Genomic DNA, 23,849 nt, shown 5'->3' on the forward strand with positions numbered 1-23,849 from the left:
CAGCGTCGCCCCGCCTCGAGCCCCGCGTCCCCACGGGCCGGGAGAGGTCTCCCCATGCGCATCGCCCTGACCCACAACCTCCGGATCTCGGACTCCGAGGAGGAGGCCGAGTTCGACACCCGCGAGACGGTGGACGCGCTCGCCGGCGCCATCGAGCGGCTCGGCCACCGCGTCGAGCGCATCGAGGTCTCCGGCCCGGCGTCGCGCACGGTGACGCGCCTCGAGGCCTTCGGGCCGGACCTCATCTTCAACACCGCCGAGGGCCGGCGCGGCCGCTTCCGCGAGGCGTTCTTCCCGGCGCTGTTCGACGAGCTGGGCATGCCGTACACCGGCTCGGACGCGTACGCGCTGTCGGTGACGCTCGACAAGCAGCTCACCAAGCTGGTGCTGGCGCAGAAGGGCGTCCGGACGCCGCGCTGGCAGTACGTCGAGGAGCCCTGGCAGCTCCAGGTGAACGCGCTCCGCTACCCGGTCATCGTGAAGCCCAACTTCGAGGGCAGCTCGAAGGGCATCACCCAGGACTCGGTGGTGGACGATCCCATGCGCCTGCACGAGGTGGTGCAGGACGGGCTGGCGCGCTACCCGGCGGGCCTGCTGGTGGAGGAGTTCGTGGTCGGGCGCGACCTGACCGTCCCGTTCCTGGAGGCGGCCGCGCCGGAGCGGCACGGCGTGCTCCAGCCGGTCGAGTACGTCATCGATCCCGCCGTCACCGCCGGCCGCAAGTACGCGATCTACGACTACGAGCTGAAGACCAAGCTCGACAAGGCGGTGTCGGTGCGCGCGCCCGCCAAGGTGAAGCGCGCCCAGGCCGAGCGGATCCAGCAGCTCTGCGAGACCGTCTACCGCGAGCTCGGCATCCGCGACCTGGGGCGCATCGACCTGCGCCTCGGCGACGACGGCGAGCTCTACTTCCTCGAGATCAACGCGCTGCCCTCGCTGGAGCCCGGGGCCGGCATCTACGCGGCCGCCGCGCTGGAGGGGCTGCACGAGGACGCGGTGCTCGGGGCCGTCATCCAGAGCGCGGTGCAGCGCTGGAACATCGTGGACAAGAGCGCCCGGCGCGGGCGGCCCCGCCGCACCGAGCGGCTCAAGGTCGGCTTCAGCTTCAACGTGAAGCGCGTCACCCCCGATCCCGGCGGCGAGCAGGACGAGGAGGCGGAGTACGACTCGCCGAAGACGCTCCAGGCCATCCGCGAGGCCATCGCGAGCTGGGGCCACGAGGTGGTGGACCTCGAGGCGACCCAGGACCTGCCGCTGCAGCTCGTCTCCACGCCGGTGGACGTGGTCTTCAACATCGCCGAGGGCTTCAAGGGGCGCAGCCGCGAGTCGCAGGTGCCGTCGCTGCTCGAGCTGCTCGACATCCCCTACACCGGCTCGGACCCGGCGGCGCTGTCGGTCTCGCTCGACAAGGCGCTCGCGAAGCGCATGGTGCGCACCCACGGGATCCTCACCCCCGACTACCTGGTGCTGAACACCGGCAACGAGCGGCTGCCGCGCGAGCTGACCTTCCCGCTCATCGTGAAGCCGGTGGCGGAGGGCACGTCGAAGGGCGTCACGCGGAAGTCGGTGGTCCGGGACGAGCCCGAGCTGCGCGAGGTGGCCCGCGAGCTCATCGCGAAGTACCGCCAGCCGGCGCTGGCGGAGGGCTACGTCTCCGGCCGCGAGTTCACCGTCGGGCTGCTGGGCGAGCGGCGGCCGCGGGTGCTCCCGCCCATGGAGATCGTGTTCCTCGACGCGAAGGACCCCACGCCCATCTACTCGTTCGAGATGAAGCAGGACTGGAACGAGCGGATCCGCTACGAGGTGCCGGCGAAGCTCTCGCCGCGCGAGCTGGAGCGCCTGGAGAAGGCGGCCCGCGAGTGCTTCACCGCGCTCGGCTGCCGCGACGTGGCACGGCTCGACTTCCGCATGGACGCCGAGGGGCGGATCCACTTCATCGAGTGCAACCCGCTCCCCGGCCTGGCCCCCGGCTGGTCGGACCTCGTGCTCATCGCGCAGGCCGCCGGCATGGACTACCGCGCGCTCATCGGCGAGATCCTGTCGTTCGCGATCCGGCGCTACCAGGAGCGCGAGCGCGAGCGCGAGCGGGCCCGCCGCGCGCAGGCCGCGGCCGAGCGCGAGGCGCTGGCGACGGCGGCGCAGGGGAACGGCGCGCCCGGCGCGGAGGCGCCCGCCGGCGCGAACGGCGGCTCGGGCGGCGAGGCTGGCGAGCGGCGGCCGCAGGCGCCGCACCGGCACTGAGCTCGCGGCGCCGCGCCCCGGCGGGAGCCCCGCGGCAGGACCGCCCATCCGCGCCCGGGCGGGATTTCCGCTTCGCCCGGGGCGGCGGGTGGCGTAAGTCTTTCGCATGCCCGAGACCGCACCGAACGAGCCGCGCTGCCGCGCCCGCGACCTGGGCATCTCGCTGGGCCGCTACAAGCCGGGCCGCTGGAACGCCATCACCGACGTGGCCGGGGTGCGCGTCGGCCACTCCACCGTGACCCGCGGGGCCGGGCCGCTCCGCGTCGGGAAGGGGCCGGTCCGCACCGGCGTCACCGCCATCCTCCCCAACCCCACCAACGTGTTCGAGGACCGGGTGGTCGGCGGCGGCTTCGTGCTGAACGGCGCCGGCGAGGTCTCCGGGATGACCCAGCTCCTGGAGTGGGGGCTGGTGGAGACGCCCATCTTCCTCACCAACACGCTGTCGGTCGGCGCCGTCTCCGACGCGGCGGTGAAGTGGATGGTCGAGCGCTACCCCGGCATCGGCGACGAGCACGACGTCATCATCCCGCTGGTCGGCGAGTGCGACGACTCGTGGCTCAACGACATCGCCGGCCGGCACGTGAAGGACGAGCACGTGTACGAGGCGCTCCGGACCGCCAGCGACGGGCCGGTGCCGGAGGGGAGCGTCGGCGGCGGCACCGGCATGATCACCTGCGACTTCAAGGCGGGGATCGGGACCTCCAGCCGCAAGCTCCCCGAGACGCTGGGCGGCTACACGGTGGGCGTGCTGGTGATGTCCAACTTCGGCGTGATGCGGCAGCTCCGCATCGGCGGCCTGCCGGTCGGCGAGGTGCTCGAGGCGCGCTACCGCCCGGCCAACCGGCGCACCCGCAACTACGGCTCGATCATCGCGGTGATCGCCACCGACGCGCCGCTCGCCACGCACCAGCTCAACCGCCTCGCGAAGCGCGCCGCGCTCGGCATCGGGCGCGTGGGCTCCACCGCCATGCACGGCTCCGGCGAGATCGTGCTGGCGTTCTCGACCGCCAACCAGGTGCCCCGCGAGACCAACAAGATGGTCTACCGGATGAAGATCCTGCTCGACCAGCGGCTCGACCCGCTCTACGAGGCGGTGATCGAGGCGACCGAGGAGGCCATCCTGAACGCGCTCTGCATGGCGCGGGACATGGAGGGCGTGAACGGGAACGTGAGCCGGGCGCTGCCGCTCGACGACGTGAAGGAGATGGTCACCACCTGGCAGGCCGACGCCGCGCGCCAGGCGGCCGCCCCGCCGCTGCGCGGCCGGCGCCCGCCGGCGCCCGACGCCGCCGCGCGGGCCCGCACCGCCCCGGCCGCCTCCGCCGCGAAGCCGAGCGCGGTCCGCGGCGCGGAGGGGATGGCCCGGCCCGCCCGCCCGGCCGGCGCCGCGGCGGGCACGGCCGCGGCCCAGGGGAGCCCCACGCGCATCGAGCGCCAGGACGCGCGGAGCGACTCGCAGGAGGCGAAGCGCGAGGCGGCGGAGCCGCGCCGGGAGGAGGCGCCCCGGGGCGCGGGCGCGCGGACGAAGGACGGGGCCGGACCGCGCCCCGACGGCGGGGGGTCCGGCGAGGGGTAAGCCCGCGGACCGCGGGCGGCGCCCGTGGTATACAGGGCGCCCCGCGTTTCGCGGTCCCTTTCCAGGAGGACGCATGGCGAACTCGAAGAGCAAGCACAACCGCATGAAGTCCCGCCGCCGCCAGCAGTGGAAGGCGCGCAAGAAGCGCCAGCAGGCGGCCGCGAAGTCCTCGAAGAAGTAGCGCCGCGTCCCGTACGGACGCGAACGGCGGGCCGGCATCGCGCCGGGCCCGCCGTTTCGTTTTCGTCTTCGCCGCGCCCTTCGACCCGCTCACCCTGAGCGTAGGCCGCGCCGCCAGGCGCGGCCGGAGTCGAAGGGTGAGCCCATCGACCTGAGCCGGTGGGCCTCAGAACCGGAAGGACAGCCCGAGCTCCGGCCCGGTGAAGTCGGCCGAGGGCGCCTCCGTGCCGTCGCCGAACACGTGGATGGCGCGCCAGCCCATGGTCACCGCCAGCGGCCCGCCGCGGAACGCCACCGCCGCGCGGGAGTCGGTCACCGCGATGGGCAGCGGCGTGACCCGCGCGTGCCCCTCGAGGCCGATGGGGCCGATGAGCCCGAGCTGCCCCGAGACGCCGACGTCGGGCCCGAACGACACGTCGCCGGCGTGCGTCTTCTCCGCGAACGCGCCGGTGCGCGGCATCGACAGCATCGACCCGCCCGCCTCCAGCCGGAGCTGGACGGAGGGCTCGGAGAGGAACGCCCAGGTGACGTGGGCGGTGCCCCAGCCCAGCGCGTCGCCGCTCGCGCCCGGCAGGCGGGTGAGCCCGTCGCGCTCCAGGCCGTCCACGCTGGCGTTGAAGCCGAGCGTCGGCGTCTCGATCGCGATGGCCACGCCGCCGGTGTAGCCGTCCGGCACGGCGGCCACGCGTGCGTCGAGGCGCAGGGTCACCGGGTCGGGCGCGGGCGGCGGGTAGTACGCGCCGCTGCCGTCGCCGGCGACGGTGCCCGGAGGGCCGCCGTACGGGCTCGGGTAGAGCGGGTAGTAGCCGTAGCCCCAGCCCCAGCCCCACCAGAAGGGCGCGGCCGCGACCACCGCGACGCCCGGCGCGACGGCGTAGCCGCCGCCGTAGCCGCCGCGGCCCGGCGCCGGGGCGGGCCGGTAGGGCGCAGGCGCGGTGCGGTACGGCGCGGGCGCGGCGCGCGAGGCGTAGGGAGCGTACGGGGCGGCACCGCGCGGCGCGTAGCCGTAGCCGCGCGGTGCGTAGGCGCGCGGGGCCGCCGGCGCGCCGCGGGCGTAGGGCGAGGGCATCGCGCCGGGCACCGGCGCCGCCACCGGACCGCCGCCGCGGAAGCCGCCGCGGGGGGCCGCGGCGCCGCGCGGTGGGCCGCCGCGCGCCGGGGCGCGGGCGGTGGGGCGATCGTCCCGCGCCGCCGCGAGGGCGGGCGGCAGCGCGAGGGAGAGGGCGAGCAGGGAAGCGGTGAGCCGCATGGGACACCTCCGGAAGGACCGGGATAGCAACGGCGGTGCCACCTCCTTCCGCGGAGGGAGCGCCGAGCGCGGAGGCCGCGGGATCGCGGGCGCTTTCCTCGCGCGCGGTGCGCCCGCCGGCACGGCGGGAGCGGCGGGGTGACGCTGCGCGAGGACAGGTGTGTGAATCCGCGCGCCTGCCCGCGGAGGCGGGCGACAACGGCCTTGACTGCCGCGCCGCCCTCGCGTTAATCACTGCCCCTCCCGAGCGGTCCTCGATGGCCGGGCGGGAACGCGAGTGGCAGGGAAGCTCTTCGAAGCGCTGCGGGATCGGGTCATCCTCCGATCGCAGATCGGGAAGCGGAAGCTGGACCGGACCGCGACCCGGCGAGCGCTGGACAGGGCCCTGCGCGACCTCGGCGAGCGCTTCGGCGCGCTGGCCCGGGCCGGGCAGGTGACGGTCCCCGCGGAGCTCGCGGTGGTGGTGAAGCAGGCGCAGGACCTCGAGCTCCGGCTCGAGCAGCAGGAGCGGGACCTCGCGGAGCTGGAGCGCGAGAGCCCGGCAGGCAGCACGACATAGAAGATCTTCGGGCCCGTGGCGCAGCTGGGAGCGCGTCTGAATGGCATTCAGAAGGTCACCGGTTCGATCCCGGTCGGGTCCACAGTAAAGACGGGCGGTTAGCTTCTGGGCTAGCCGCCCGTTTTCGCGTTTGGGACCAGGATGGGCTCAGTAAGCCCCCGCGGCGTCGTTGCCCAGGAGGGGGAGTGGCAGTTACGATGCCGCGACGCTGTCGGTGCGTGCGGCTCCTGGCAGAAAGACTCGATGGCGATCCCTGCCCACAAACTCACGAGTTACATCGCCGAGTTGATCTCGATTCCGGGCGAGTTTCGGGTGCACCAACTCGTGCGTGAAATCTCGCATGCGCTCGGGACGGCACCTTCCGTGGACGTGCGCGCCGCGATGCACACGGCACTTGGAATGGCGAACTGCCTTCTCGGGAAGGATGAGGAGGCCGTGCGGCAGCACGAAATGGCGTGCCAACTCGACCGCTCGTTCGTGAATACGTACAACTACGCCATCTCTCTCGAGAGGCTTGGTCGTCCCGAGGAGGCGGTGCACTGGTACGTCCTCGCGATGCAGACGGACGAGGGCTACAAGGCAACCGCACTCGCCAATTTTGCGACCTGCCTTTGGCAACTCGGCGAGATCGAGGAGGCGCACCGCGTCTTGGCGGAGGCGGTCCGAATCGTCAGCTCGGACGATGACCTGCCCGCCGTTGCGCTCCGCGCCGCCGAACTCGGGCTCGACGATGTGGCTCTGCAGCTGCTCGCGCGGCACGCAGCGAAGACCTGCGGCGTTCCGCTCGATGAGGCCCATCCGGTGAAGACGATCTCGGCGGCGCCGGCGGAGTGGAAGCGAGCGACCGTCTCCGACTATGCGCTCGTCTGCGCGGTGCTTCGAGCGCTCGGCTTTGCATCGCACCTTCCGTCGAATGCGGGTCTGCCGGACGGTGGGTATCACCACTCGCGCCTCTCCGACGAACTCGACTCCCAAGTGCTCGAGTGGTCGCGCAACATGCGGTCCCGCGCGAACTCGGCAGACGCGGCGGAGTACGTCAGTGGGTGACGAGCGACGCCGCCTGGATATCCGAGGTATCGAACAGCGCGTCTCGGCGAGCGGTGCCGTCAATTTGGCGCGCCGTGGGCTCGCTCCCCCGCATGTTATCAGGCACGCGCATCCCGGTGCCGTCTTCATCGTGAAGGATGAGGCGATCGCCTTTCCCGAACAGCGGATCCCGGGCGGTACGCGCACTGAGCACCCGACACGCCGCGTGATCATCTGCAACAGTTCGCTGCTGTGCCAGGCTGCGTCGCCAAAGTCTGTCATCGTGGTCCCGTGCACCGCGTCGGCGCGAGGGCCGCTAGCTGACTGGCACGTCGAGATCCCCGAGACCGAGCCGGCGTTCTCGAAGGACCGGGTAGTCGCCCTGGCGAACCTCATTCAGCCGATCTTGAAGTCCGACCTGATCGAGTGCGTTGGAGTGCTGACCGCGGGTACGTTCGTCCGGATCCAGACGGTCGTCGCCGGGAACTTGGGGCTGCTCTCGGCACGATCGAATGTCGTTGAGGACGCGGTTAAGATGCTCGGCTCGCCATCGAAGGCGACTTCGCAGCCCTAGCGCGCCGTCCGCCGGGGTTCCGCCCGCGCTGCCTCCCTACGGTCCGCGATCCGCGCTGTCGCCGGTGATCAGAGTGGCTGTACCTGTTCGCCATCCGCGGCGACGCCCACCCGCCGAACGCCATCAGGTCCGCAAGACTCGCGCCCGCTCGTCCGGTCGCGGTCGCGCCGACGTGGCGCATCAGGTGGAGCCACACGCGCTCGACGCCGGCGGCCTTCGCGGCCGCAGCGAACGCCCGGCGCGCGTCGGGAATCGGCCCGAACACGAGCCCGCCCTCGCGCTCGGTAAGCCCTCGAGGATCTGAGCCGCGCGCTCGTGAGCGCGGCTGACCGGAGCCGCTGCGCCTTGTTGTGGCCGCGGCGATTCGAGGAGACCACCCAGGCTCGCCGCTCCTCGCGCTCCAGGTCGCGGCGCGCGAGGCGCGCGAGCTCAGACCCGCGTAACCCTGTCTCGCGCGCGAACTCAGACCCGCGTAACCCTGTCTCGCGCGCGAACTCGAAGAGCGCGCGCCAAGGAAGGGACGCCTGCGGCCGCGTCCCACGGTCCGGAGCACCGGTCGCAGATCCAGGTCCCGGTGATCGAGAGCGCCCAAGTCCCGTTGCGACAGCAGCTCGGTCGGTGCCGCAGGTTCGGCCGCTTCACCTGGCCTGCGCGGAACCGCTCCGCGTCGGCGGACGTGATGGCCGACACCGGTACATCTTGCCCGAACCACGGAAGCACCTGGAGCGGACGAAGCCTCGACGGTGTCCCACCACCGCTCGGCCCGGTCCACCTCGGTGAGGGCGAGGTACTCCGAGGTGGCGTTGAGGAGGGAGATGGACTTGGCGAGCGGGATCCCAGCGTCCGCCCGCGAGGTCTAGTTCACGCGCCGCCCGGACGATCTCGGCCGCGCCGCGATCTCTCTCGCGCGTGGACTCGCGCTCGGTGGGGCCGTCCGCGTGGGTGACCTTGACGAACCAGCAGGGCGAGTCGGAGCGGCGGGGGGGGGGCGCCTCGACGGACGGGTGGCTCGCCGGAGCCCTCGCCACGCGTCGCCTGAGCCTCTGGCGCTGGTCGGGGCGGTCGCCGGCGGGCCGGTGCTGCTCGGTGCCGCATTCTAGACAGCGCCACCTCACGGCCTGGGCCGCCACGTGCGCTGTCGCCGCCGAAGGTCTGTCGCACGCGTCGCGGACGGCGCGTGTGACCCGGGGGTGTGATGAGACCCGCCCGGCGCGGGGCGCAGTCGGCATCGTCGTGCGTACCACGAAGTACACCACCGACAGTGCGTTCGGTGGGGCGACTGCGACAGTTCGGTGGCGCCAAATGCACCAAACGTACGGGTCGCCGCGACCCGCCATCCCCCGTGCAACCCCGCGTCATCTCACCCGGCGATCACCGGTACGGACCATGCTCTGCCGTTCACCCGATGACCGGACAGTTTGGACTCCAACGGTATGCGATCGCTTGCCTGCTCGCCAGCCTGCTCGCCTGCGCGGCACCTCACGCGAACGCGCGCCCCACTGCGTCCCCGTCAGACCCCGGACGCCCGCGCGTGGAACTGCTCGCGCCCTGCGCGGCCGCCGCCCGCGACGCCGTCCCGTGCACCCACCGTCACCCCGTGCTGGAGGTGAGCTACTGATGCCGGCGTCCGTCGTCGTGAGCTTCGGTCACGTCCACGGTACCCGCGCGCGCGAGGTGATGGGCACGCTCGCCACGCTCCTCGCCTTGGTGCACGACGACCTGGAAGGCTGCAATGCGGGTTACAGCCGGGACTCGCAGGGCCTGCTGGCTGTCATGCACCTCGCAGCACCGAGATCCGCGGTCGCCGCGACGCGACTCGCCTTCTGGAGCGCGCGGGCGGGTGGGGTTGCGTTGCTGCTGTCGCAGGCCACCGCGTCCACCCGGGCGAACGTTACCGCCGCACTCGACGGCGCCGACGCGAAGGTCTCGCTCGCGCCGGACCACGCCACCGAAGGGCTAGCCGTGCTGGCCGCCGCTACAGGGATGGACGAGCCCGTCGAACGGCCTGGGCCGCTGCCGACGCTGGTGGTATCGGCTGGCGGGCCGCGGTGGGAGGCGACGACGTACGACCCGACGACGCGTCGGCTGTTCGTGCCGAGCTCGCTCGCGCCGCCGGTGGGCGATCGCTTCGAGCTGCGGATCGAAGGCGAGCCGGGCGAAGGGCGCTTCGCCTCGGGGACGGTGTGCACCGCGGCGGTGCGCGATCCGTTCGAGCCACCCGAGGCGGGCCCCGAGGGATTCGTCGTGGATGTGGAGGAGGGGCGGGGGCTGCACGCGTTCCTCGCCGAGTCGCGCGGGCCTGGCGCGGCCAGCGGCAGGCGGGCGGGACTCGACGGCTGCGCCAGGAACATGCGCGTCGACCTCGACGCCCCGCTCCCGTCCGGCGCCACCCAGGAGGCGGCGGTCACAGTGCGGGCCGAGCCCCCTCCGCGCGTGCTGGTCGTCGACGACGACACGCTTGCGCGCGCGATGCTGGCGGACGCGCTCTCGGGTCGCGGCTTCGGCGTGGTGGCGGAGCAGGGCGCGCTGGCGGGCCTGCTGCGGCTCGCCGAGGAGATCTTCACGCTCGACGTCCTCGTCACCGATGTCGTGATGCCGGAGGTGGACGGCGGGGAGTTGGTGCGGCGCATCCGCCAGGTGGGCGGCGAGCGAGACCTGCCCATCGTGGCGATCACCGCGAGCGAGGACCCCAGCGTCGCCGTGCGACTCAGGGCCTGTGGCGCCGACGCGGTGCTCGCGAAGCGGCTCGGCCCGGAGGGGATCGCCGATGCCGTCGTGAAGCTGCATCGCGACGTCCGAGCACGCCGAGCGGGTAGTTCGGAACCGGCGCGCACCTGGTCTTGATCGGCACGGGGCTGGCCCAGCCAGCGTTCTAGGCGCGGCCGGCCCGCATTCGCGCGAGGCGCTCCTCCGCGCGGGCGTCGGCGAGGTCCTCCTCGGCCGCGACCTGGCGGATGCGGTGCCGGCGCCACGCCGTCAGCACGGCGTGCGCCGCCACGTAGAACGACACCCACGTCAGCGCGAGGCCGACCGGGATCGCCAGGAGGAGCGCGAGAGGCTCCATCTAGTGCACCGCCTCGGGCTTGCAGTCGTGCGGCGGCACCTTCTCTGGAGATTGCGCCAGGATGAGTGCGTCGCAGTTGCGGCAGCGATACCCGGGGGCACTGCCGAGCCCGCCAGTCGTCGTCACATCCATCTTCGTGAACAGCCCCTCCACGTACCCACCCACAATCAGCCGCTTCGGCGTAGCCATGGTGATCTCCTTGTCCTACGGGTGCGGACACGTATCCATGGGGATCTGACATTGAGTGAGAACACGGAGAGTCGAGCGCGGTAGGCTCGCTCCGTGCCCTCCGGGTGGCTCTGCTCCGGGTACCGGTGCCCGTGGACGACGGCCGACCGCCGGCGCCGGCGGGCCGGGTTGCCGCCGCTCAGAGCAGCTCGAGGACCTGCTCGCCCCGCAGCGCGGACGCTCAGTACTCAAGCGGCCCGGGTATACCGGGCCGCCTGAGGTCAGGGGCGCTCGACCGGCTCACGTCGGTGGCGCACAACGACGGAAAGCGGCCGAGTCGCCAGCTGGCACCTGGGCAGGGATCGAGCCTCTCGGAACTACGCGAATTCGCGATGGCTGCATAGAAGCACTCATCGGCGTAACCACCTATTTCCCTCTTGGACTGCGCTGAATGGCATTCAGAAGGTCACCGGTTCGATCCCGGTCGGGTCCACAGCAAAGACGGGCGGTCAGGAGAGACCCTGACCGCCCGTTATCTTTTCCGGGGAGCGGACGGGGGAACGGCGTCGCCGGGCGTCGCTGGCACGCGCCGGCTTGCGTCCAGTACCGGCGCCGGCGCGGTGACCGGGGGCTCAGCGCTCGAACCAGTACGCGTGCATCCTCGACAGGAAGTCGTGGTCGATCGGGAGCCCGGACCGCGATCCGATCACCGAGTCGATGCCGCAGCGCGGGCAGAGCGCGGTCTGGCCGACGCCGGCCTTGTCCTCGTCCACCCACTCCTGGATCTCCGAGGGGGAGAACGTCTCGAGGCAGAAGAAGCAGCCGCAGACGTCGCTCGCGAGGACGCTCGCGCGGTGCCCGCCGCAGTGTCGATGCGCCAACTCGAGGTTCGCGTCGTAGCTCATGCCGGGAGCATACCTTGCCGACGTGTCTCGCCGGCGGATCGAGCCGGGTAGCGTCCCTCACCCCGCGCGCGCGGCGCCGTGCGGCCCGGCAGCCCGCGCGCACTCGAGCAGCGCCTCGGCGGCGCGCGAGAGCGGGGCGTCGCGGCGGTGGACGAGCAGCACGGGGCGGGGAAAGCGCATCTCGCGGACGGTCAGGCCGACCAGCTCGCCGCGTGCGAGCTCCGGGCCGGCGACGCGGGCGGGCATGAGGGCGACGCCGACGCGCTCCACCACCAGCCGCTTCACGGCATCGAGCGTGGGCAGCTCCATCACGATGTCGAGCGGGGTCCGGTGGCGCGCGAACGACTTCACCACGCGCTCGCGGTTGGGCGAGCGGACGTGGTGCGCCAGGAAGGACTCGCCGCCGAGCTGCCGGATGGAGACGGTCCCGCGGCGGGCGAGCGGGTGCTCGGGTGGGACGAGCAGCACCAGGTCGTCGGTGGCGATCTGCTGCGCCACGAGGCCCGGCTGCGTCGGCCGGTAGGTCACGACGCCGAGCTCGACGTCGCGGCCGAGCACGGCGGTTGGGATGTCGCGCGCCAGGGCGCGGTGCACCTCGACGCGGAGGCGCGGGTGGCGCCGGCGGAACTCGGCGAGCACCGGGAGCAGGTGCGTGGCGGTGTACTCGTTGGCCGCCACCGCGACGGTGCCGCGCTGCAGGTCGCGCAGCGCCTCCAGCGCCTCGCCGGCGTCGCGCCGGAGCTTCAGCATCCGGCGCGCGTAGTCGTGCAGCACCTCGCCCTCTGCGGTGAGGCTGGCGTCCCGCGACGAGCGATCCACCAGCGTCGCCCCGACCTCCTCCTCGAGCCGGCGCAGCGCCTGGCTCACGGCTGGCTGCGTGCGCCGGAGGCGCTCCGCGGCGCGGGTGAAGCTGCGCTCCTCCGCGACGGCGGCGAGCAGCTCGAGCTGGGCGAGATCCATGCGGACGTCCTCCGGGGCGGGGCGCGCCAGCATATCAACCCGTGTGATGCTTACATCACCACAATCACTTGGACTTATGCACCGGCCGGCCGCTAGGGTCGGACCGTGCGTTCCACCGTACGTCCCGAGAAGGTCGAACCTGCCCGCCGTCCCCGCGCCGCGCGCGTCCGCGCAGTCCCGGCGCCGCCGCCGGAGACCGCCGCGCCGGCGGGCGGCGGCGTGGCCGCGGATGGATCGGGAGGCTGGGAGACCGCGTTCCCGATCTACCGGGTGCTCGACGAGCACGGCGCGGCCGAGCCGGGCCAGGCGACGCTCTCGCCGGAGGAGGCGCTCGCGCTGCACCGGCACCTGGTGCGCGCCCGCGCGCTCGACGCGCGCATGACGGCGCTCCAGCGCCAGGGCCGCATCGGCTTCTACGTCGGCGCCGAGGGCGAGGAGGCGTGCGTGGTCGGCGCGGCCGCCGCGATGGCGCCGCAGGACTGGCTGTTCCCGTGCTACCGCGAGCACGCCGCCGCGCTCCTGCGCGGGCTCCCGCTCGACGCGTTCCTCTGCAACCTGTTCGGCAACTCCGGCGATCTCGCCCGCGGCCGGCAGATGCCGTGCCACGAGACCTGGCGCCCGGGCCACTACGCCTCGGTGAGCGCGCCGCTCGGCACCCAGCTCCCGCACGCGGTCGGCGCCGCCTGGGCGGCGCGGCTCAAGGGCGAGGACATGGTCTCGCTCACCTGGTTCGGCGACGGCGCCACCAGCACGCACGACTTCCACACCGCGCTCGGCTTCGCCGGCGTGCACCGGGTGCCGGTGGTGTTCCTGTGCCGCGCCAACGGCTGGGCCATCAGCACGCCCACCGCGATGCAGACGGCCGCCGAGACCATCGCGCAGAAGGGCATCGCCTATGGCGTGCACGGCGAGCGGGTGGACGGCAACGACCTGCTGGCGGTGCACGCGGCCACCCGCCGCGCCCGCGCGCGGGCGGCGGCGGGGGAGGGGCCCACGCTGCTCGAGTGCGTCACCTACCGCGTCGGCCCGCACACCACCTCCGACGACCCGCGCGGCTACCGCGACGAGGCCGAGGTGGCGCCGTGGCGCGCGCGGGATCCCCTCGAGCGGCTGCGCGTCCACCTGGAGCGGACCGGCGCGCTCGCGCCCGGCGCGCACGCGGCCCTGCTGCGCGAGGCCGACGAGGAGATCCGCGCCGCGGTCGCGCGCGTCGAGGCGCTCCCGCCGCCGGCGCGCGAGAGCCTGTTCGACGACGTCTACGCAGAGCCCCTCCGGCAGCAGCGCGAGCAGCGCGACGAGTGCCTGGCCGCACCGGCGGGCCCGCCGCGCGATCGCTGAACGCAGCGAGGCCGGCCGGCCCGGGGACGCGAACCGGGGAAAGGCAGCGCTCCGCGCGGTCCGCCGGTTGCCCGCGCGCCGCGACTGCCGCATAACCTCCGCCATGCCCACGCCGCAGGGAGCGCTGCTCCTCCTCGTCCCCACCACGAGCTACCGCCTCGACGACTTCCGGGCCGCCGCGCAGCGCCTGAACGTCCCGCTGCTCGTCGGGAGCGATCGCTGCCACCAGATCGAGGACACCTTCGGGCCGGAGGCGGGCCTCCTCTCCCTGGACTACCGGAAGCCGGAGCACGCGGCGGAGCAGGTGGCGGAGGCGGCCCGGGCCCGGCCCATCGCCGGGATCGTCCCGGCGAGCGACCCGACCGCCGTCATCGCCGCGCTCGCCGCGGAGAAGCTGGGCCTCCCCTTCAACCCGCCCGTCGCCGCGCGCCGCGCGGCGGACAAGCACGCCATGCGCGCCACCCTCCGCGACGCGGGGGTGCCGGTGCCCGGGTTCCGGCTCCACGCGCTCGACGAGGACCCGGAGGCGGCCGCCCGCGCGGCGCCGTACCCCTGCGTGCTGAAGCCGCTCATCTTCTCGGCGTCCCGCGGCGTGATCCGCGCCGACGATCCGGCCGGGTTCGTGGCGGCCTGGCGCCGGATCCGGAAGCTGCTGCACGACACCCGCGTCGAGCGCCGCGCGCGCGAGCGCGAGGCGGCGGGCAGCGTGCTGGTGGAGGCGTTCGTGCCCGGCGCCGAGGTCGCGCTGGAGGGGCTGCTGCGCGGCGGCCGGCTCGAGGTCCTGGCGCTGTTCGACAAGCCGGACCCGCTCGATGGGCCCTACTTCGAGGAGACGATCTACGTGACGCCCTCGCGCCACCCCGCCGCGCTCCGCGCCGAGGTGGAGCGGATCACCGCGGCCGGCGCGGCGGCGCTCGGCCTGCGCGAGGGGCCGGTGCACGCGGAGCTGCGCTTGCCGCCGGACGGGCCGGTGGTGCTGGAGATCGCGGCGCGGTCGATCGGCGGGCTCTGCTCGCGCACGCTGCGCTTCGGCGCCGGGCTCACGCTGGAGGAGGTGCTGGTGGCGCACGCCATGGGCCTCCCGCTCGAGCAGGTCCGGCGCGAGGCGCGCGCGTCGGGCGTCATGATGTTGCCCATCCCGCGGCGCGGCGTCCTGCACGGCGTCCGCGGCGTGGAGGAGGCGCGGGCGGTGCCCGGCGTGGAGGACGTGGTGATCACCGTGCCGGAGGGGCGCGAGGTGGTGCCGCTCCCGGAGGGCGACAGCTACCTCGGCTTCCTGTTCGCGAAGGGGGAGACGCCGGAGGAGGTGGAGCGCACGCTGCGGGAGGCGCACCGCCGGCTGGCGTTCGACATCCGGGCGCCGCTGCCGGTCGCCTGATCCGGGACGTGCGCGGCGCGCCGCCCCGGGGACAAGGGGAGGGCATGTCCGCGGATCCCTCGGCACACGACGTCTGGGACGTGGGGGCCGGCTACGAGGCGTACATCGGCCGGTGGAGCCGGCGGGTGGCGCGCGAGGTGGTCGGGTGGCTGGGGGTGGGGCCGCACGCCCGCTGGCTGGACGTGGGCTGCGGCACCGGTGCGCTCGGGGACGCGATCGCGGCGCAGGCCGCGCCGGCCCTGGTCGTCGGCCTCGACCGCTCGATGGGCTTCGTCGCGCATGCGCATGCCCGCGCCGGCGGTGCCCACGGAGCCTTCGTGGCCGCGGACGCGCAGGCGCTGCCGGTCCGCGACGGCGCGTTCGACGCCGTGACCTCGGCGCTGGTGCTGAACTTCGTCGCCGACCCGGCGCGCATGGTGGCCGAGCTGGCCCGCGCCGCGAGGCCGGGCGCGCCGGTGGCGCTGTACGTCTGGGACTACGCCGGCGGCATGGAGTACATCCGGCGCTTCTGGGACGCGGCGCGCGCGCTCGACCCCGCGGCAGCCGCGCTCGACGAGGCGGTGCGCTTCCCGGTCTGCGCGCCCGGGCCGCTCTCGGCGCTCCTCGAGGCCGCGGGCCTCGCGAGCGTGGAGGTGCGCGCGGTGGAGGTGCCCACCGTCTTCCGCGACTTCGCCGAGTGCTGGGCGCCGTTCCTGGCCGGCCAGGGACCGGCGCCCGCCTACGCCGTGTCGCTCCCCGAGGAGCGCCGCGCCGCGCTGCGGGACGCGTTCCGGGCGGCGCTGCCGGTGGAGCCGGACGGTACGATCCCGCTCCGCGCCCGCGCCTGGGCCGTGCGCGGCGTCCGCTGAGCGCGTGCGCCCGCGATCACCCGCGCCCGTCGCCGCCGAGCCCGTCGACCTGACGGGCCGTCGGCTCTGCTCAACAGAACCAGCTCTCGGTGAGGCGCGGCACGCGGCGCTGGTCGGGCGCGAGCACGCGGACGTGCCGGTGCGGGAGCCCGGCCGCGGCGAGCACCAGGGCGCGCACGCGCGCGATCGTCTCGAGCGGCGGCGCGTCGCGCGCGGCGCCGGCCTCGACCTCGGCGGCGATCCGCGGCTGCAGCGCGTCCATCCGCGGATCCGGGTGGCGCCAGCGCCAGGTGAGCGCGGCCGCGTCGAGCCCCTCGAACGCGATCCCGGGCGCGCGCTCGAGCAGCGAGCCGGGCGGGATCAGCAGGCGGATGGAGAGCTGCACCGGATCGAGGTTCGGGAGCATCCCCTCCGCGTCGAGCACGTCGAGCAGGTCCACCAGGTCGTCCAGCGTCCCCCAGGGCGTGAACGGCACCAGCGTCGGGCGGAGGGGCACGCCGGCCGCGGCGCAGGCGCGGAACGCGGCCAGCGCGGCGGCGCGGTCGTGGCCCTTGTCGAGCGCCGCCAGCACGCGCTCCGAGAGCGACTCGACCGCGGAGGTGACGAACACCGCCCCGAGCCGCGCCAGCTCCGCCACCGCGCCCGCGTGCGCCACCAGGTGCGAGACCTTGGCGGTGAAGTCGAAGGTGAGCGCCGGGAAGCGCGCGTGCACCGCGCGCGCGACGCGGAGCGCGTGCGTCGGGCCGTTCAGGAAGTCGGGGTCGCCGAACGTGACGTGCGCGGCCCCGAGCGCCACCTGCCGCGCCACGTCCTCGACCACCGTCTCGACCGGCACCGCCACGAAGCGGCCGCGGTAGACCGGCGGGATGGGGCAGTGGCGGCAGAGGTGCTTGCACCCGCGGGTCGCCTCGGCGTAGCCGGCCACCTGGAGCGTCCCGTCGGCGGCGGCGAGGCGCGCGTAGCGCGACAGCGCCGGGAGCCCGGCGCGGCTCGGGACCGGGAAGTCGAGCCGGGCCCGCGGCGCCGCGTCCCCGCCGCGCTGGACGAAGCGGGCGAGGTCCGCTCCGCCCTCGAGCGCGGCCGCGAGCGCGACGAGCTCCTCCTCGCACTCGCCGCCGAGGACCGCGACGGCGCCGGCCGCGAGCAGCAGGTCGGCGTGGAGCGGCGCGTACAGGCCGTGGAACGCGATCGCGGCGGCGGGGTTGAGCGCCCGCACGCGCGCCGCCGCCTCGAGCCCGAGGCGCAGCGCGGTGTGCATGGGGACGGAGAGCGCGACCAGGCGCGCGGCGGCCACCCGGGCCGGATCGAGCGGCTCGACCGCGAGGTCGAGGCAGGCGGGCGCGAACCCGGCGCGCTCCAGGAACGCGCGGGGCAGCGCCAGCCCGTGCGGCTGGTGCCCGAGCTCGTACGTGGAGACGAGGAGGATCTCGCCCGGACGCCGCACCGTGCGCTCCCGCGTCACCTCGCCCGCCGTGCCGGCGGACGGCTACCCCTTGGACGGCGGCGGCCGGTAGTCGGGCGGGAGCTGCGCGTTCTCGCCGAAGAAGAACTGCTCGGCCTGCTGGTAGAGGATCTCGGTGGTCCGCGGGTCCGCCGGGGCGAGGCGGTACTCGTTCAGGATCATCTTGAAGTGCTCGAGCCAGAGCTTCCAGGCGTCCTGCGAGATCGAGTCGTAGATCCGCTGCCCGAGCTCGTTCGGGAAGGGCTTGTAGGCGAGGCCCGGCAGCTCACGGCCGAGCTTCTTGCACATCACCATTCGCGCCACGCCGACGTCCTTTCGAAGGTGGGAGCCGGTCGAGGGGGCGGGACCGGCGGACCGCCGGAACATAAGCGATCTCCGCGGCGGACGCCACGCGTACGGGCGGCAGGTGGGGGAGGGGCGCGGCCCGGCGGGCGCGCGACGCGGAGGGCCGCGCCGCGCGCGCGGGCCGGTCGATCAGGACAGCAGAGACGTCGGCGAGACCGACAGCGCCTTCGCCAGCGACTCGAGCGTGTCGAGCGGCGGCGTGCGCTGGCCGCGCTCGAGCATGGAGATGTACGAGACGGACAGCCCGGCCTTGGCGGCCAGGGCCTCCTGGGACAGCTTGCGGCGGAGACGTTCGCTCTTGAGGTTGACGGCGAACTTGTCGGCGAGTGCGGCCATGGTGGCTCCCTGCGGTGTCACGGTGGGTGATTTGCGGAATCCGCAACCCGGACTGCGGGTTCCGCACACCGAGAGAAATAACACCTCTCGAGGGGCGTTTCTACCGCGAGCTTGTCCCAGGTTTCCTCGACCTGGACGGAAGGGGCACCTGATACCTAGCGAGAAGTCGCCTGAGCGCGAAGTACGAGATCCCGAGCGCCCGGGCCAGGCCCTGGCTGTCCCCCTCGAAGAGGCGCGCCGAAGCGGTGAGGTAGCGCCGCGCAGCCTCCTTGAACGGGAGCACGTCCTCGCGAGCCTGCGGCGGCCGGAACCCGGGCATGGCGCGGGCGAGGTCGCCGGAGAGCTGGGACAGGCGCGCCCGGGCCTCGTCCACCTCGGCCTCGCCCTTCTCGATGAGGCGGGTGAGCCGGCGCCGGTCGAGCGCCAGCTCCAGGGCGCGCTCGAACGCGAGCGGCTCCGGCTCGTCCCGGTACTCGTGGAAGAAGTCCGCGCCGGCCATCACCGCCGCCACCGCCTCGGAGGCGGGGGCACCGGCGGTGAACGCCAGGATGGCGAGGTCCGGGCGGCGGGCGCGCAGCTCCTGGATGACCTCGAGGCCGTTGCGGCGCGGCATGACCAGGTCCACCGCCACCGCGGTCACCTGGGCCGTGGCGCGCCGCAGCGCCTCCTCGCCGTTGCGCGCCACCAGGATGCGGTAGCGCGGGTAGCGCCCCAGGATCTGGGCGCGCTGGCGCCCGGGCACGGTGTCGAGGTGGCGCTTCACCGCCTCCAGGTGGAGGTCGTCGTCGTCGGCGAGGAGGAGGACATGGTCATGCTCCTCCGGGCGTTCCCATCGCGCGCGGGCCATTGCGCGCCCCTCATAGCACGGACGGGGGGTATCGTTCACCCATCGTGCCGCACGTCGGGGGCGAGCAGGATCGTCCGGACCCTGGCCCCGCGCGCGAGCCGCGCGCGCCCCGGCGGCAGCACCGCCAGCGCGGCGTGACCGGTGGTGGACGAGAGGTTGCCGCTGACCTGCGTCCGGAGCGGCTCCAGCACCAGCTCGTCCCCCGAGTGCCGCACGCGGCAGCGCAGGTAGACGGTGAGCTCGGCGGGCTTCTCCTGCGCGGACGCGAGCCTGCCCGCCGCCACCACGCGCCCGCTGCCGGGGAGCCCCGCCAGGGCGCGGAGCGCCGGGCGGACGAACAGCTCGAACGTGACCAGGGTGCTGGCCGGGTTGCCCGGCAGCCCGAATACCGCGGTGGTGCCCCACAGCCCGAACGCGAACGGCTTCCCGGGGCGCATCGCCACGCGCCAGAAGTCGAGCCGCGCCCCGGCGCGCTCCAGCGCCGCGCGCACCAGGTCGCGCTCTCCCACCGACACGCCGCCGGAGGTGAGGAGCGCGTCGGCGCCGCGGGCCGCCGCGAGCGCGGCCGAGAGGCTCGCGGCCTCGTCGCGGGCGGGGCGGAGCAGGATGGGCTCGCCCCCCGCCTCGCGCACCGCCGCGGCGAGCGCGAGGCCGTTCGAGTCCACCAGCTCGCCGGGGCCGGGGACGGAGCCGGGCGGCACGAGCTCGTCGCCGGTGGGCAGGATCGCGACCCGCGGCCGCCGGCGCACCACCAGCTCGGCGCGACCGATCCCGGCCGCGAGCCCGACCGCGCCCGGGTCCACCACCGCCCCGGCGGCGATCGCCACCGCGCCGGCGGCGAGGTCCGAGCCGCGCGCGCGCACGAAGCGCCCCGCGGCCGCGGGGCGGCGGAAGACCGCCGCCTTCCCGGCGCGGCGCACCTCCTCCTGCATCTCGACCGCGTCGGCGCCAGCGGGCAACGGCGCGCCGGTGAAGATCCGGCAGCAGCTCCCCGGCGGCAGCGGCGCGGCGGCGGGGCGGCCGGCGTACACCTCGAACGCGATCGGCAGGCGCGCGCCGGCGCGGGGCGCGTCGGCGGCGCGGAGCGCGTAGCCGTCCATGGTGGACGCGTCGAACGCGGGCAGGTCGCGGTCGGGGACGAGGTCCTCCGCCAGCGCGCGGCCGACCGCGTCGGCGAGCGGCACGCGCTCGCCGGCCAGCGGCGCGAGCGGGGAGAGGGCGGCCAGGATGCGCGCCCGGGCGGTCTCGGGGGTGAGCACGGACCGTTTATACACCCGGGCGGCGAGGCGCCCGCGCGGGCGGGCGGGGCGGTGCCGCGCTCCCCTGCCTTCCGCCCCTGGCCCCGCCGCATCGCGTGTAGACTCGCGCCATGCGCTGTCCCAACTGTGGAAACGAGGTCGGGCCCGACGCCGCCTGCCGCGCCTGCGGCGCGGTGCTGCGGGCCGGCGCCGCCGCGGCCGGCGACGTGCTCGCCACCACCTCCGCCTCGAGCACGCTCCGCTACCAGCTCGTGGGCGGCAACGCGTTCGCGTGCGCGCGCGTCGAGCTCGCCGCCGGCCAGTCCATCCTGGCCGAGGCCGGCGCGATGGTCTCGATGAGCGGCAACGTGGACCTGCAGTCGCGGATGCAGGGCGGCGTGATGGGCGCGCTCCGCCGCATGGTCACCCGCGAGTCCGTGTTCGTGTCGACGTTCACCGCCATGGGCGGGCCGGCCGAGGTGCTGCTCGCGCCGCCGGTGCCGGGCGACGTGATCGGGCTGGAGCTCGAGGGGCGCACGCTGCTGGTGCAGTCCTCCTCCTGGCTCGCCTCGGACCCGGAGACCCGCATCGACACCGAGTTCGCCGGCTTCCGCGGCCTGTTCGCCGGCGAGGGGCTGTTCTTCATCCGGCTCTCCGGGCGCGGCACGGCGCTGCTCTCGTCCTACGGCGCCATCGTGCGCCGGCCCATCCCGGCGGGCGGGCGCTACGTGGTCGACACCGGCCACGTGGTCGCGTTCGACGCGGCCATGCCGTACCAGGTGCGCAAGGCCAGCCGTCGCGGGTGGCTCCGCTCGATCGTGTCGGGCGAGGCCCTGGTGGCCGAGTTCGCCGGGCCGGGCGAGGTGTGGCTGCAGACGCGCAACCTGCAGGCGCTCGCCGGCGCGCTGTTCCCGCTGTTCCCCACGCAGCACCAGGGCGGCTCGGACCTCGGCCGCCTGTTCGGAGACTAGGATGCAGCGCGACCTTCAGGAGCGCCGCCGCGCGGCGCTGGTGGACCAGTTCCGCAAGGCGGGAGGGAAGGCCCTCTCGGTCCGCGAGGTGATGCAGCGCGGGAACATCCACCCCGGCGAGCGCACCGAGGTGAAGCGCGTGCTGCGCGACCTCGCGCGCGAGGGCGTGCTGCTCCGCGACGGCAAGCGCTTCTCGCTGCCGGGGACGAAGCCCGCGGCGGCGGAGCGGGGCGGCCGGCGGCCGGGGCGCCCGGGCGACGGCGCCGGGGCGGGCCGCCTCGCGCCCTCGTCGCGCGGCCGCGGGCTGGCGGGCGCGGCCGGGCGGGCCGCGCGCAGCGGCGGCGTGCTCGGCACGCTCAAGAAGCACCGCGACGGCTTCGGGTTCGTGGCGCGGATCGACCGCAAGGGCGAGGACGTGTTCGTGCCGCCGCACGAGGCGGCGCGCGCGCTCGACGGCGACCTGGTGCGCCTGGAGATCGTCCCGGCCCGCGGCGGGCGCACCGCCGGGAAGATCGTGGAGGTGGTGGAGCGCCGGCGGCGGCTGCTGGTCGGCACCTACCACGCGCGCGGGAAGCAGAGCTTCGTCGTGCCGGCCGACGCCGAGCTGGAGGGCTACGTGCCGGTGGCGGAGACCACGGCCGCCCGCGACGGCGAGGTGGTGAAGGTCGCGCTCGACCCGGAGAGCCCGGAGCTGCGCGGCGAGGTGGTGGAGGCGATCGGCCGCCCGGGCGAGCCGCGCGTGGAGGTGCTGAAGGTCGCGTACGCCCGCGGGTTCGCCGACGTGTTCCCGGAGGCCGTGCAGGGCGAGGCCGTCGAGACGCCGGATCACGTCCGCTCCGAGGACTGGCGCGGCCGGCGCGACCTCACCGCGCTGCCGCTCGTCACCATCGACGGCGAGGACGCGCGCGACTTCGACGACGCGGTCCACGTGGAGCGGCTGCCCTCGCGCAAGGGCAAGCCCATGTACCGGCTGGTGGTGGCCATCGCCGACGTCGCCCACTACGTGCGCGCCGGCAGCGTCCTGGACCAGGAGGCGTTCCGGCGCGGCACCAGCGTCTACTTCCCGATGCAGGTGCTGCCCATGCTGCCGGAGCGGCTCTCCAACGGGATCTGCTCGCTCAACCCCGAGGTGGACCGGCTCTGCATGGTCGCCGACATGGTGGTGGACGGGCGCGGCGAGACGCACGCCGCCGAGGTGTACGAGGCCGTGATGCGGAGCGCGGCGCGCTGCACCTACACCGAGGTGGCGCGCGTGCTCGACGGGGAGCGGGTCCCCGGGCGCGAGCGCTTCCGCGAGTCCTTCGAGCTCATGGCCGAGCTGCAGGAGAAGCTCACCGCCATGCGGCGCCGCCGGGGCAGCATCGACTTCGACCTGCCCGAAGCGAAGATCGTGCTCGGCGACGACGGCAGCGTCGCCGGGATCGAGCGCCGGCCGCGCAACCGCGCGCACCGCATCGTCGAGGAGTTCATGCTCGCGGCGAACGAGGCGGTGGCGCGCTGGTTCGGCGCGCGCGACCTCCCCACCATCTACCGGGTGCACGGGTTGCCCGACGAGGAGAAGCTCCAGGCGTTCCTCGATCTCGCGGCGGCGCACGGCTTCGAGGTGCCGGAGCTGCCCGCCGACCCGCGCGCGCTGAACGCGCTGCTCGAGAAGTTCCACGGCCACGCCCAGCAGCGGGCGCTCAACCAGCTCCTGCTCCGGGCCATGATGCAGGCGGTCTACAGCCCGGAGAACATCGGCCACTACGGGCTGGCCGCCGAGCACTACCTGCACTTCACCTCGCCCATCCGCCGCTACCCGGACCTGATCGTCCACCGGCTGCTCAAGGAGGAGTGGGCCAGGCGCCAGGGGCGGCAGGTGCGCGGCACGCCGGCCGAGGCGCTGGAGGAGATGGCGGCGCTCGCCTCGGAGCGCGAGCGCGCGGCCATGGAGGCCGAGCGCGAGATCGCGTCCTTCTACGCGGCGCTCTTCATGCAGGACAAGGTCGGCGAGACCTTCGACGGCGTGGTGGCGGCGGTGGTGGACTTCGGCGCGTTCGTGGAGCTGAAGCGCTGGATGGTGGAGGGCCTGGTCAAGGTGGAGGACCTCCCCGGCGCCTTCGAGCTGAACCCGGTGCAGCACGCGCTGGTGGACGCCGCCAGCGGCCGCGCCATCCGGGTCGGGGACGAGCTGAAGATCCTGGTGGCGGCGGCGAGCCCGGCGCGGCGGCAGATCGACTTCGTGCCGGCCGGTGCGGACGCGGTGGCCGCGGCGGGCGCGGCGGCGGAGGGCGCGAAGGGGAAGCGCCGGCGCGGCGCGCCCGGCGAGCGCGGGCCGGCCGGGGAGGCCGTGGCGGCCCGGGAGGCGGCGGGCGCGCGCGGCCCGACCCGCGGGCGCGGCGGCCTCGCCGAGGCGCTCCAGCGGCGCGCGGGCGGGACGCCGGCGCGCCGTGGAGAGGCCGGCGGACGGCGCCCGGGCGCGCAGCCGCGCGGCGGCAAGCAGCAGGCCGGCGGCGGCCGGCGCACGCAGGGCGGCGGCAAGCGCGGGCCCGGGAAGCCGGGCGGCGGCGGCAAGGGCCGGCGGCGCGGGCGCTGAGGGTGGGGC

23 protein-coding genes and 1 tRNA gene are annotated in these 23,849 nt (G+C 74.7%); 13 read left to right on the forward strand and 11 right to left on the reverse strand.

Features of this window, described 5'->3' with window-relative positions; genetic code table 11:
* Window positions 1-54: 54 nt before the first annotated feature.
* The 3 genes from ANAEK_RS07065 (at window position 55) to ANAEK_RS23130 (ending at window position 3,998) form a co-directional block, all read left to right on the forward strand.
* Window positions 55-2,241 (forward strand): ATP-grasp domain-containing protein, encoded by a 2,187-nt coding sequence (locus ANAEK_RS07065; RefSeq protein ID WP_012525462.1) that lies wholly within the window; start codon window positions 55-57, stop codon window positions 2,239-2,241.
* 106 nt (window positions 2,242-2,347) lie between these two features.
* On the forward strand, window positions 2,348-3,817 hold the full coding sequence (locus ANAEK_RS07070) for a P1 family peptidase (RefSeq protein ID WP_012525463.1): 1,470 nt from the start codon (window positions 2,348-2,350) through the stop codon (window positions 3,815-3,817).
* Window positions 3,818-3,890: 73 nt separating this feature from the next.
* Window positions 3,891-3,998, forward strand: coding sequence for a hypothetical protein (locus ANAEK_RS23130; protein WP_012525464.1), 108 nt, complete (start codon window positions 3,891-3,893; stop codon window positions 3,996-3,998).
* Between the two features lie 165 nt (window positions 3,999-4,163).
* Here ANAEK_RS23130 and ANAEK_RS07075 read toward each other — a convergent pair whose 3' ends face one another.
* Window positions 4,164-5,246, reverse strand: coding sequence for a hypothetical protein (locus tag ANAEK_RS07075; RefSeq protein WP_012525465.1), 1,083 nt, complete (start codon window positions 5,244-5,246; stop codon window positions 4,164-4,166).
* 277 nt (window positions 5,247-5,523) lie between these two features.
* Here ANAEK_RS07075 and ANAEK_RS07080 point away from each other — a divergent pair, with 277 nt between their 5' ends.
* The 4 genes from ANAEK_RS07080 to ANAEK_RS22745 all read left to right on the forward strand — a co-directional run bounded on the left by ANAEK_RS07080 (window position 5,524) and on the right by ANAEK_RS22745 (window position 7,405).
* On the forward strand, window positions 5,524-5,805 hold the full coding sequence (locus tag ANAEK_RS07080) for a hypothetical protein (RefSeq protein WP_012525466.1): 282 nt from the start codon (window positions 5,524-5,526) through the stop codon (window positions 5,803-5,805).
* Window positions 5,806-5,814: 9 nt separating this feature from the next.
* Window positions 5,815-5,887 (forward strand) — tRNA-Ala (locus ANAEK_RS07085).
* A gap of 161 nt (window positions 5,888-6,048) precedes the next feature.
* The gene (locus ANAEK_RS22975; protein ID WP_012525467.1) at window positions 6,049-6,852 is read left to right on the forward strand and encodes a tetratricopeptide repeat protein; all 804 of its coding nucleotides are present in this window, start codon (window positions 6,049-6,051) and stop codon (window positions 6,850-6,852) included.
* A complete protein-coding gene (locus tag ANAEK_RS22745; RefSeq protein ID WP_198137461.1) occupies window positions 6,845-7,405 on the forward strand; it encodes a type II toxin-antitoxin system PemK/MazF family toxin in 561 nt (186 codons plus the stop codon). Before ANAEK_RS22975 ends, ANAEK_RS22745 begins: the two co-directional genes overlap by 8 nt.
* On the opposite strand, the gene ANAEK_RS23680 is transcribed toward ANAEK_RS22745, so the two are convergent.
* Window positions 7,362-8,177, reverse strand: coding sequence for a tyrosine-type recombinase/integrase (locus tag ANAEK_RS23680; RefSeq protein ID WP_369735502.1), 816 nt, complete (start codon window positions 8,175-8,177; stop codon window positions 7,362-7,364). The genes ANAEK_RS22745 and ANAEK_RS23680 overlap by 44 nt on opposite strands.
* 845 nt (window positions 8,178-9,022) lie before the next feature.
* On the opposite strand from ANAEK_RS23680, the gene ANAEK_RS07105 reads away from it, so the two are divergent.
* A complete protein-coding gene (locus ANAEK_RS07105) occupies window positions 9,023-10,249 on the forward strand; it encodes a response regulator (RefSeq protein WP_012525469.1) in 1,227 nt (408 codons plus the stop codon).
* A 28-nt stretch (window positions 10,250-10,277) separates the two neighbouring features.
* Here the strand turns inward: ANAEK_RS07105 and ANAEK_RS07110 are convergent, their stop codons facing one another.
* The 4 genes from ANAEK_RS07110 to ANAEK_RS07125 all read right to left on the reverse strand — a co-directional run bounded on the left by ANAEK_RS07110 (window position 10,278) and on the right by ANAEK_RS07125 (window position 12,502).
* The gene (locus ANAEK_RS07110; RefSeq protein WP_012525470.1) at window positions 10,278-10,469 is read right to left on the reverse strand and encodes a hypothetical protein; all 192 of its coding nucleotides are present in this window, start codon (window positions 10,467-10,469) and stop codon (window positions 10,278-10,280) included.
* A complete protein-coding gene (locus ANAEK_RS07115) occupies window positions 10,470-10,658 on the reverse strand; it encodes a hypothetical protein (protein ID WP_012525471.1) in 189 nt (62 codons plus the stop codon).
* Between the two features lie 611 nt (window positions 10,659-11,269).
* Window positions 11,270-11,542 carry a hypothetical protein gene (locus ANAEK_RS07120; protein ID WP_012525472.1) on the reverse strand — a complete coding sequence of 91 codons (273 nt, stop codon included), beginning with the start codon at window positions 11,540-11,542 and terminating at the stop codon, window positions 11,270-11,272.
* A 57-nt stretch (window positions 11,543-11,599) separates the two neighbouring features.
* The gene (locus ANAEK_RS07125) at window positions 11,600-12,502 is read right to left on the reverse strand and encodes a LysR family transcriptional regulator (protein WP_041454196.1); all 903 of its coding nucleotides are present in this window, start codon (window positions 12,500-12,502) and stop codon (window positions 11,600-11,602) included.
* Window positions 12,503-12,607: 105 nt separating this feature from the next.
* On the opposite strand from ANAEK_RS07125, the gene ANAEK_RS07130 reads away from it, so the two are divergent.
* The 3 genes from ANAEK_RS07130 to ANAEK_RS07140 all read left to right on the forward strand — a co-directional run bounded on the left by ANAEK_RS07130 (window position 12,608) and on the right by ANAEK_RS07140 (window position 16,066).
* Window positions 12,608-13,840, forward strand: a complete 1,233-nt coding sequence (locus ANAEK_RS07130) for a thiamine pyrophosphate-dependent dehydrogenase E1 component subunit alpha (protein WP_041454044.1) — start codon at window positions 12,608-12,610, stop codon at window positions 13,838-13,840.
* 103 nt (window positions 13,841-13,943) lie between these two features.
* Window positions 13,944-15,218: an ATP-grasp domain-containing protein gene (locus ANAEK_RS07135; protein WP_012525475.1), complete on the forward strand. Its 1,275-nt coding sequence runs from the start codon at window positions 13,944-13,946 to the stop codon at window positions 15,216-15,218.
* 44 nt (window positions 15,219-15,262) lie between these two features.
* A complete protein-coding gene (locus ANAEK_RS07140) occupies window positions 15,263-16,066 on the forward strand; it encodes a class I SAM-dependent methyltransferase (protein WP_012525476.1) in 804 nt (267 codons plus the stop codon).
* 70 nt (window positions 16,067-16,136) lie between these two features.
* Here ANAEK_RS07140 and ANAEK_RS07145 read toward each other — a convergent pair whose 3' ends face one another.
* The 5 genes from ANAEK_RS07145 to glp form a co-directional block, all read right to left on the reverse strand.
* Window positions 16,137-17,510, reverse strand: a complete 1,374-nt coding sequence (locus tag ANAEK_RS07145) for a CUAEP/CCAEP-tail radical SAM (seleno)protein (RefSeq protein ID WP_012525477.1) — start codon at window positions 17,508-17,510, stop codon at window positions 16,137-16,139.
* Window positions 17,511-17,552: 42 nt separating this feature from the next.
* The gene (locus ANAEK_RS07150) at window positions 17,553-17,831 is read right to left on the reverse strand and encodes an oxidative damage protection protein (RefSeq protein WP_012525478.1); all 279 of its coding nucleotides are present in this window, start codon (window positions 17,829-17,831) and stop codon (window positions 17,553-17,555) included.
* Between the two features lie 171 nt (window positions 17,832-18,002).
* Window positions 18,003-18,209: a helix-turn-helix domain-containing protein gene (locus ANAEK_RS07155; protein ID WP_011421488.1), complete on the reverse strand. Its 207-nt coding sequence runs from the start codon at window positions 18,207-18,209 to the stop codon at window positions 18,003-18,005.
* A gap of 100 nt (window positions 18,210-18,309) precedes the next feature.
* Window positions 18,310-19,056, reverse strand: coding sequence for a response regulator (locus ANAEK_RS07160; protein ID WP_012525479.1), 747 nt, complete (start codon window positions 19,054-19,056; stop codon window positions 18,310-18,312).
* 35 nt (window positions 19,057-19,091) lie between these two features.
* Window positions 19,092-20,315: a gephyrin-like molybdotransferase Glp gene (glp, locus tag ANAEK_RS07165; protein WP_232288391.1), complete on the reverse strand. Its 1,224-nt coding sequence runs from the start codon at window positions 20,313-20,315 to the stop codon at window positions 19,092-19,094.
* A 110-nt stretch (window positions 20,316-20,425) separates the two neighbouring features.
* Here glp and ANAEK_RS07170 point away from each other — a divergent pair, with 110 nt between their 5' ends.
* Window positions 20,426-21,265, forward strand: coding sequence for a TIGR00266 family protein (locus tag ANAEK_RS07170; RefSeq protein ID WP_232288392.1), 840 nt, complete (start codon window positions 20,426-20,428; stop codon window positions 21,263-21,265).
* Between the two features lies 1 nt (window position 21,266).
* Complete coding sequence (gene rnr / locus ANAEK_RS07175) at window positions 21,267-23,840, forward strand: ribonuclease R (RefSeq protein WP_012525482.1); 2,574 nt, start codon at window positions 21,267-21,269, stop codon at window positions 23,838-23,840.
* The last annotated feature ends 9 nt before the right edge of the window (window positions 23,841-23,849 follow it).

This window comes from Anaeromyxobacter sp. K (assembly GCF_000020805.1).
GTDB lineage: Bacteria > Myxococcota > Myxococcia > Myxococcales > Anaeromyxobacteraceae > Anaeromyxobacter > Anaeromyxobacter dehalogenans.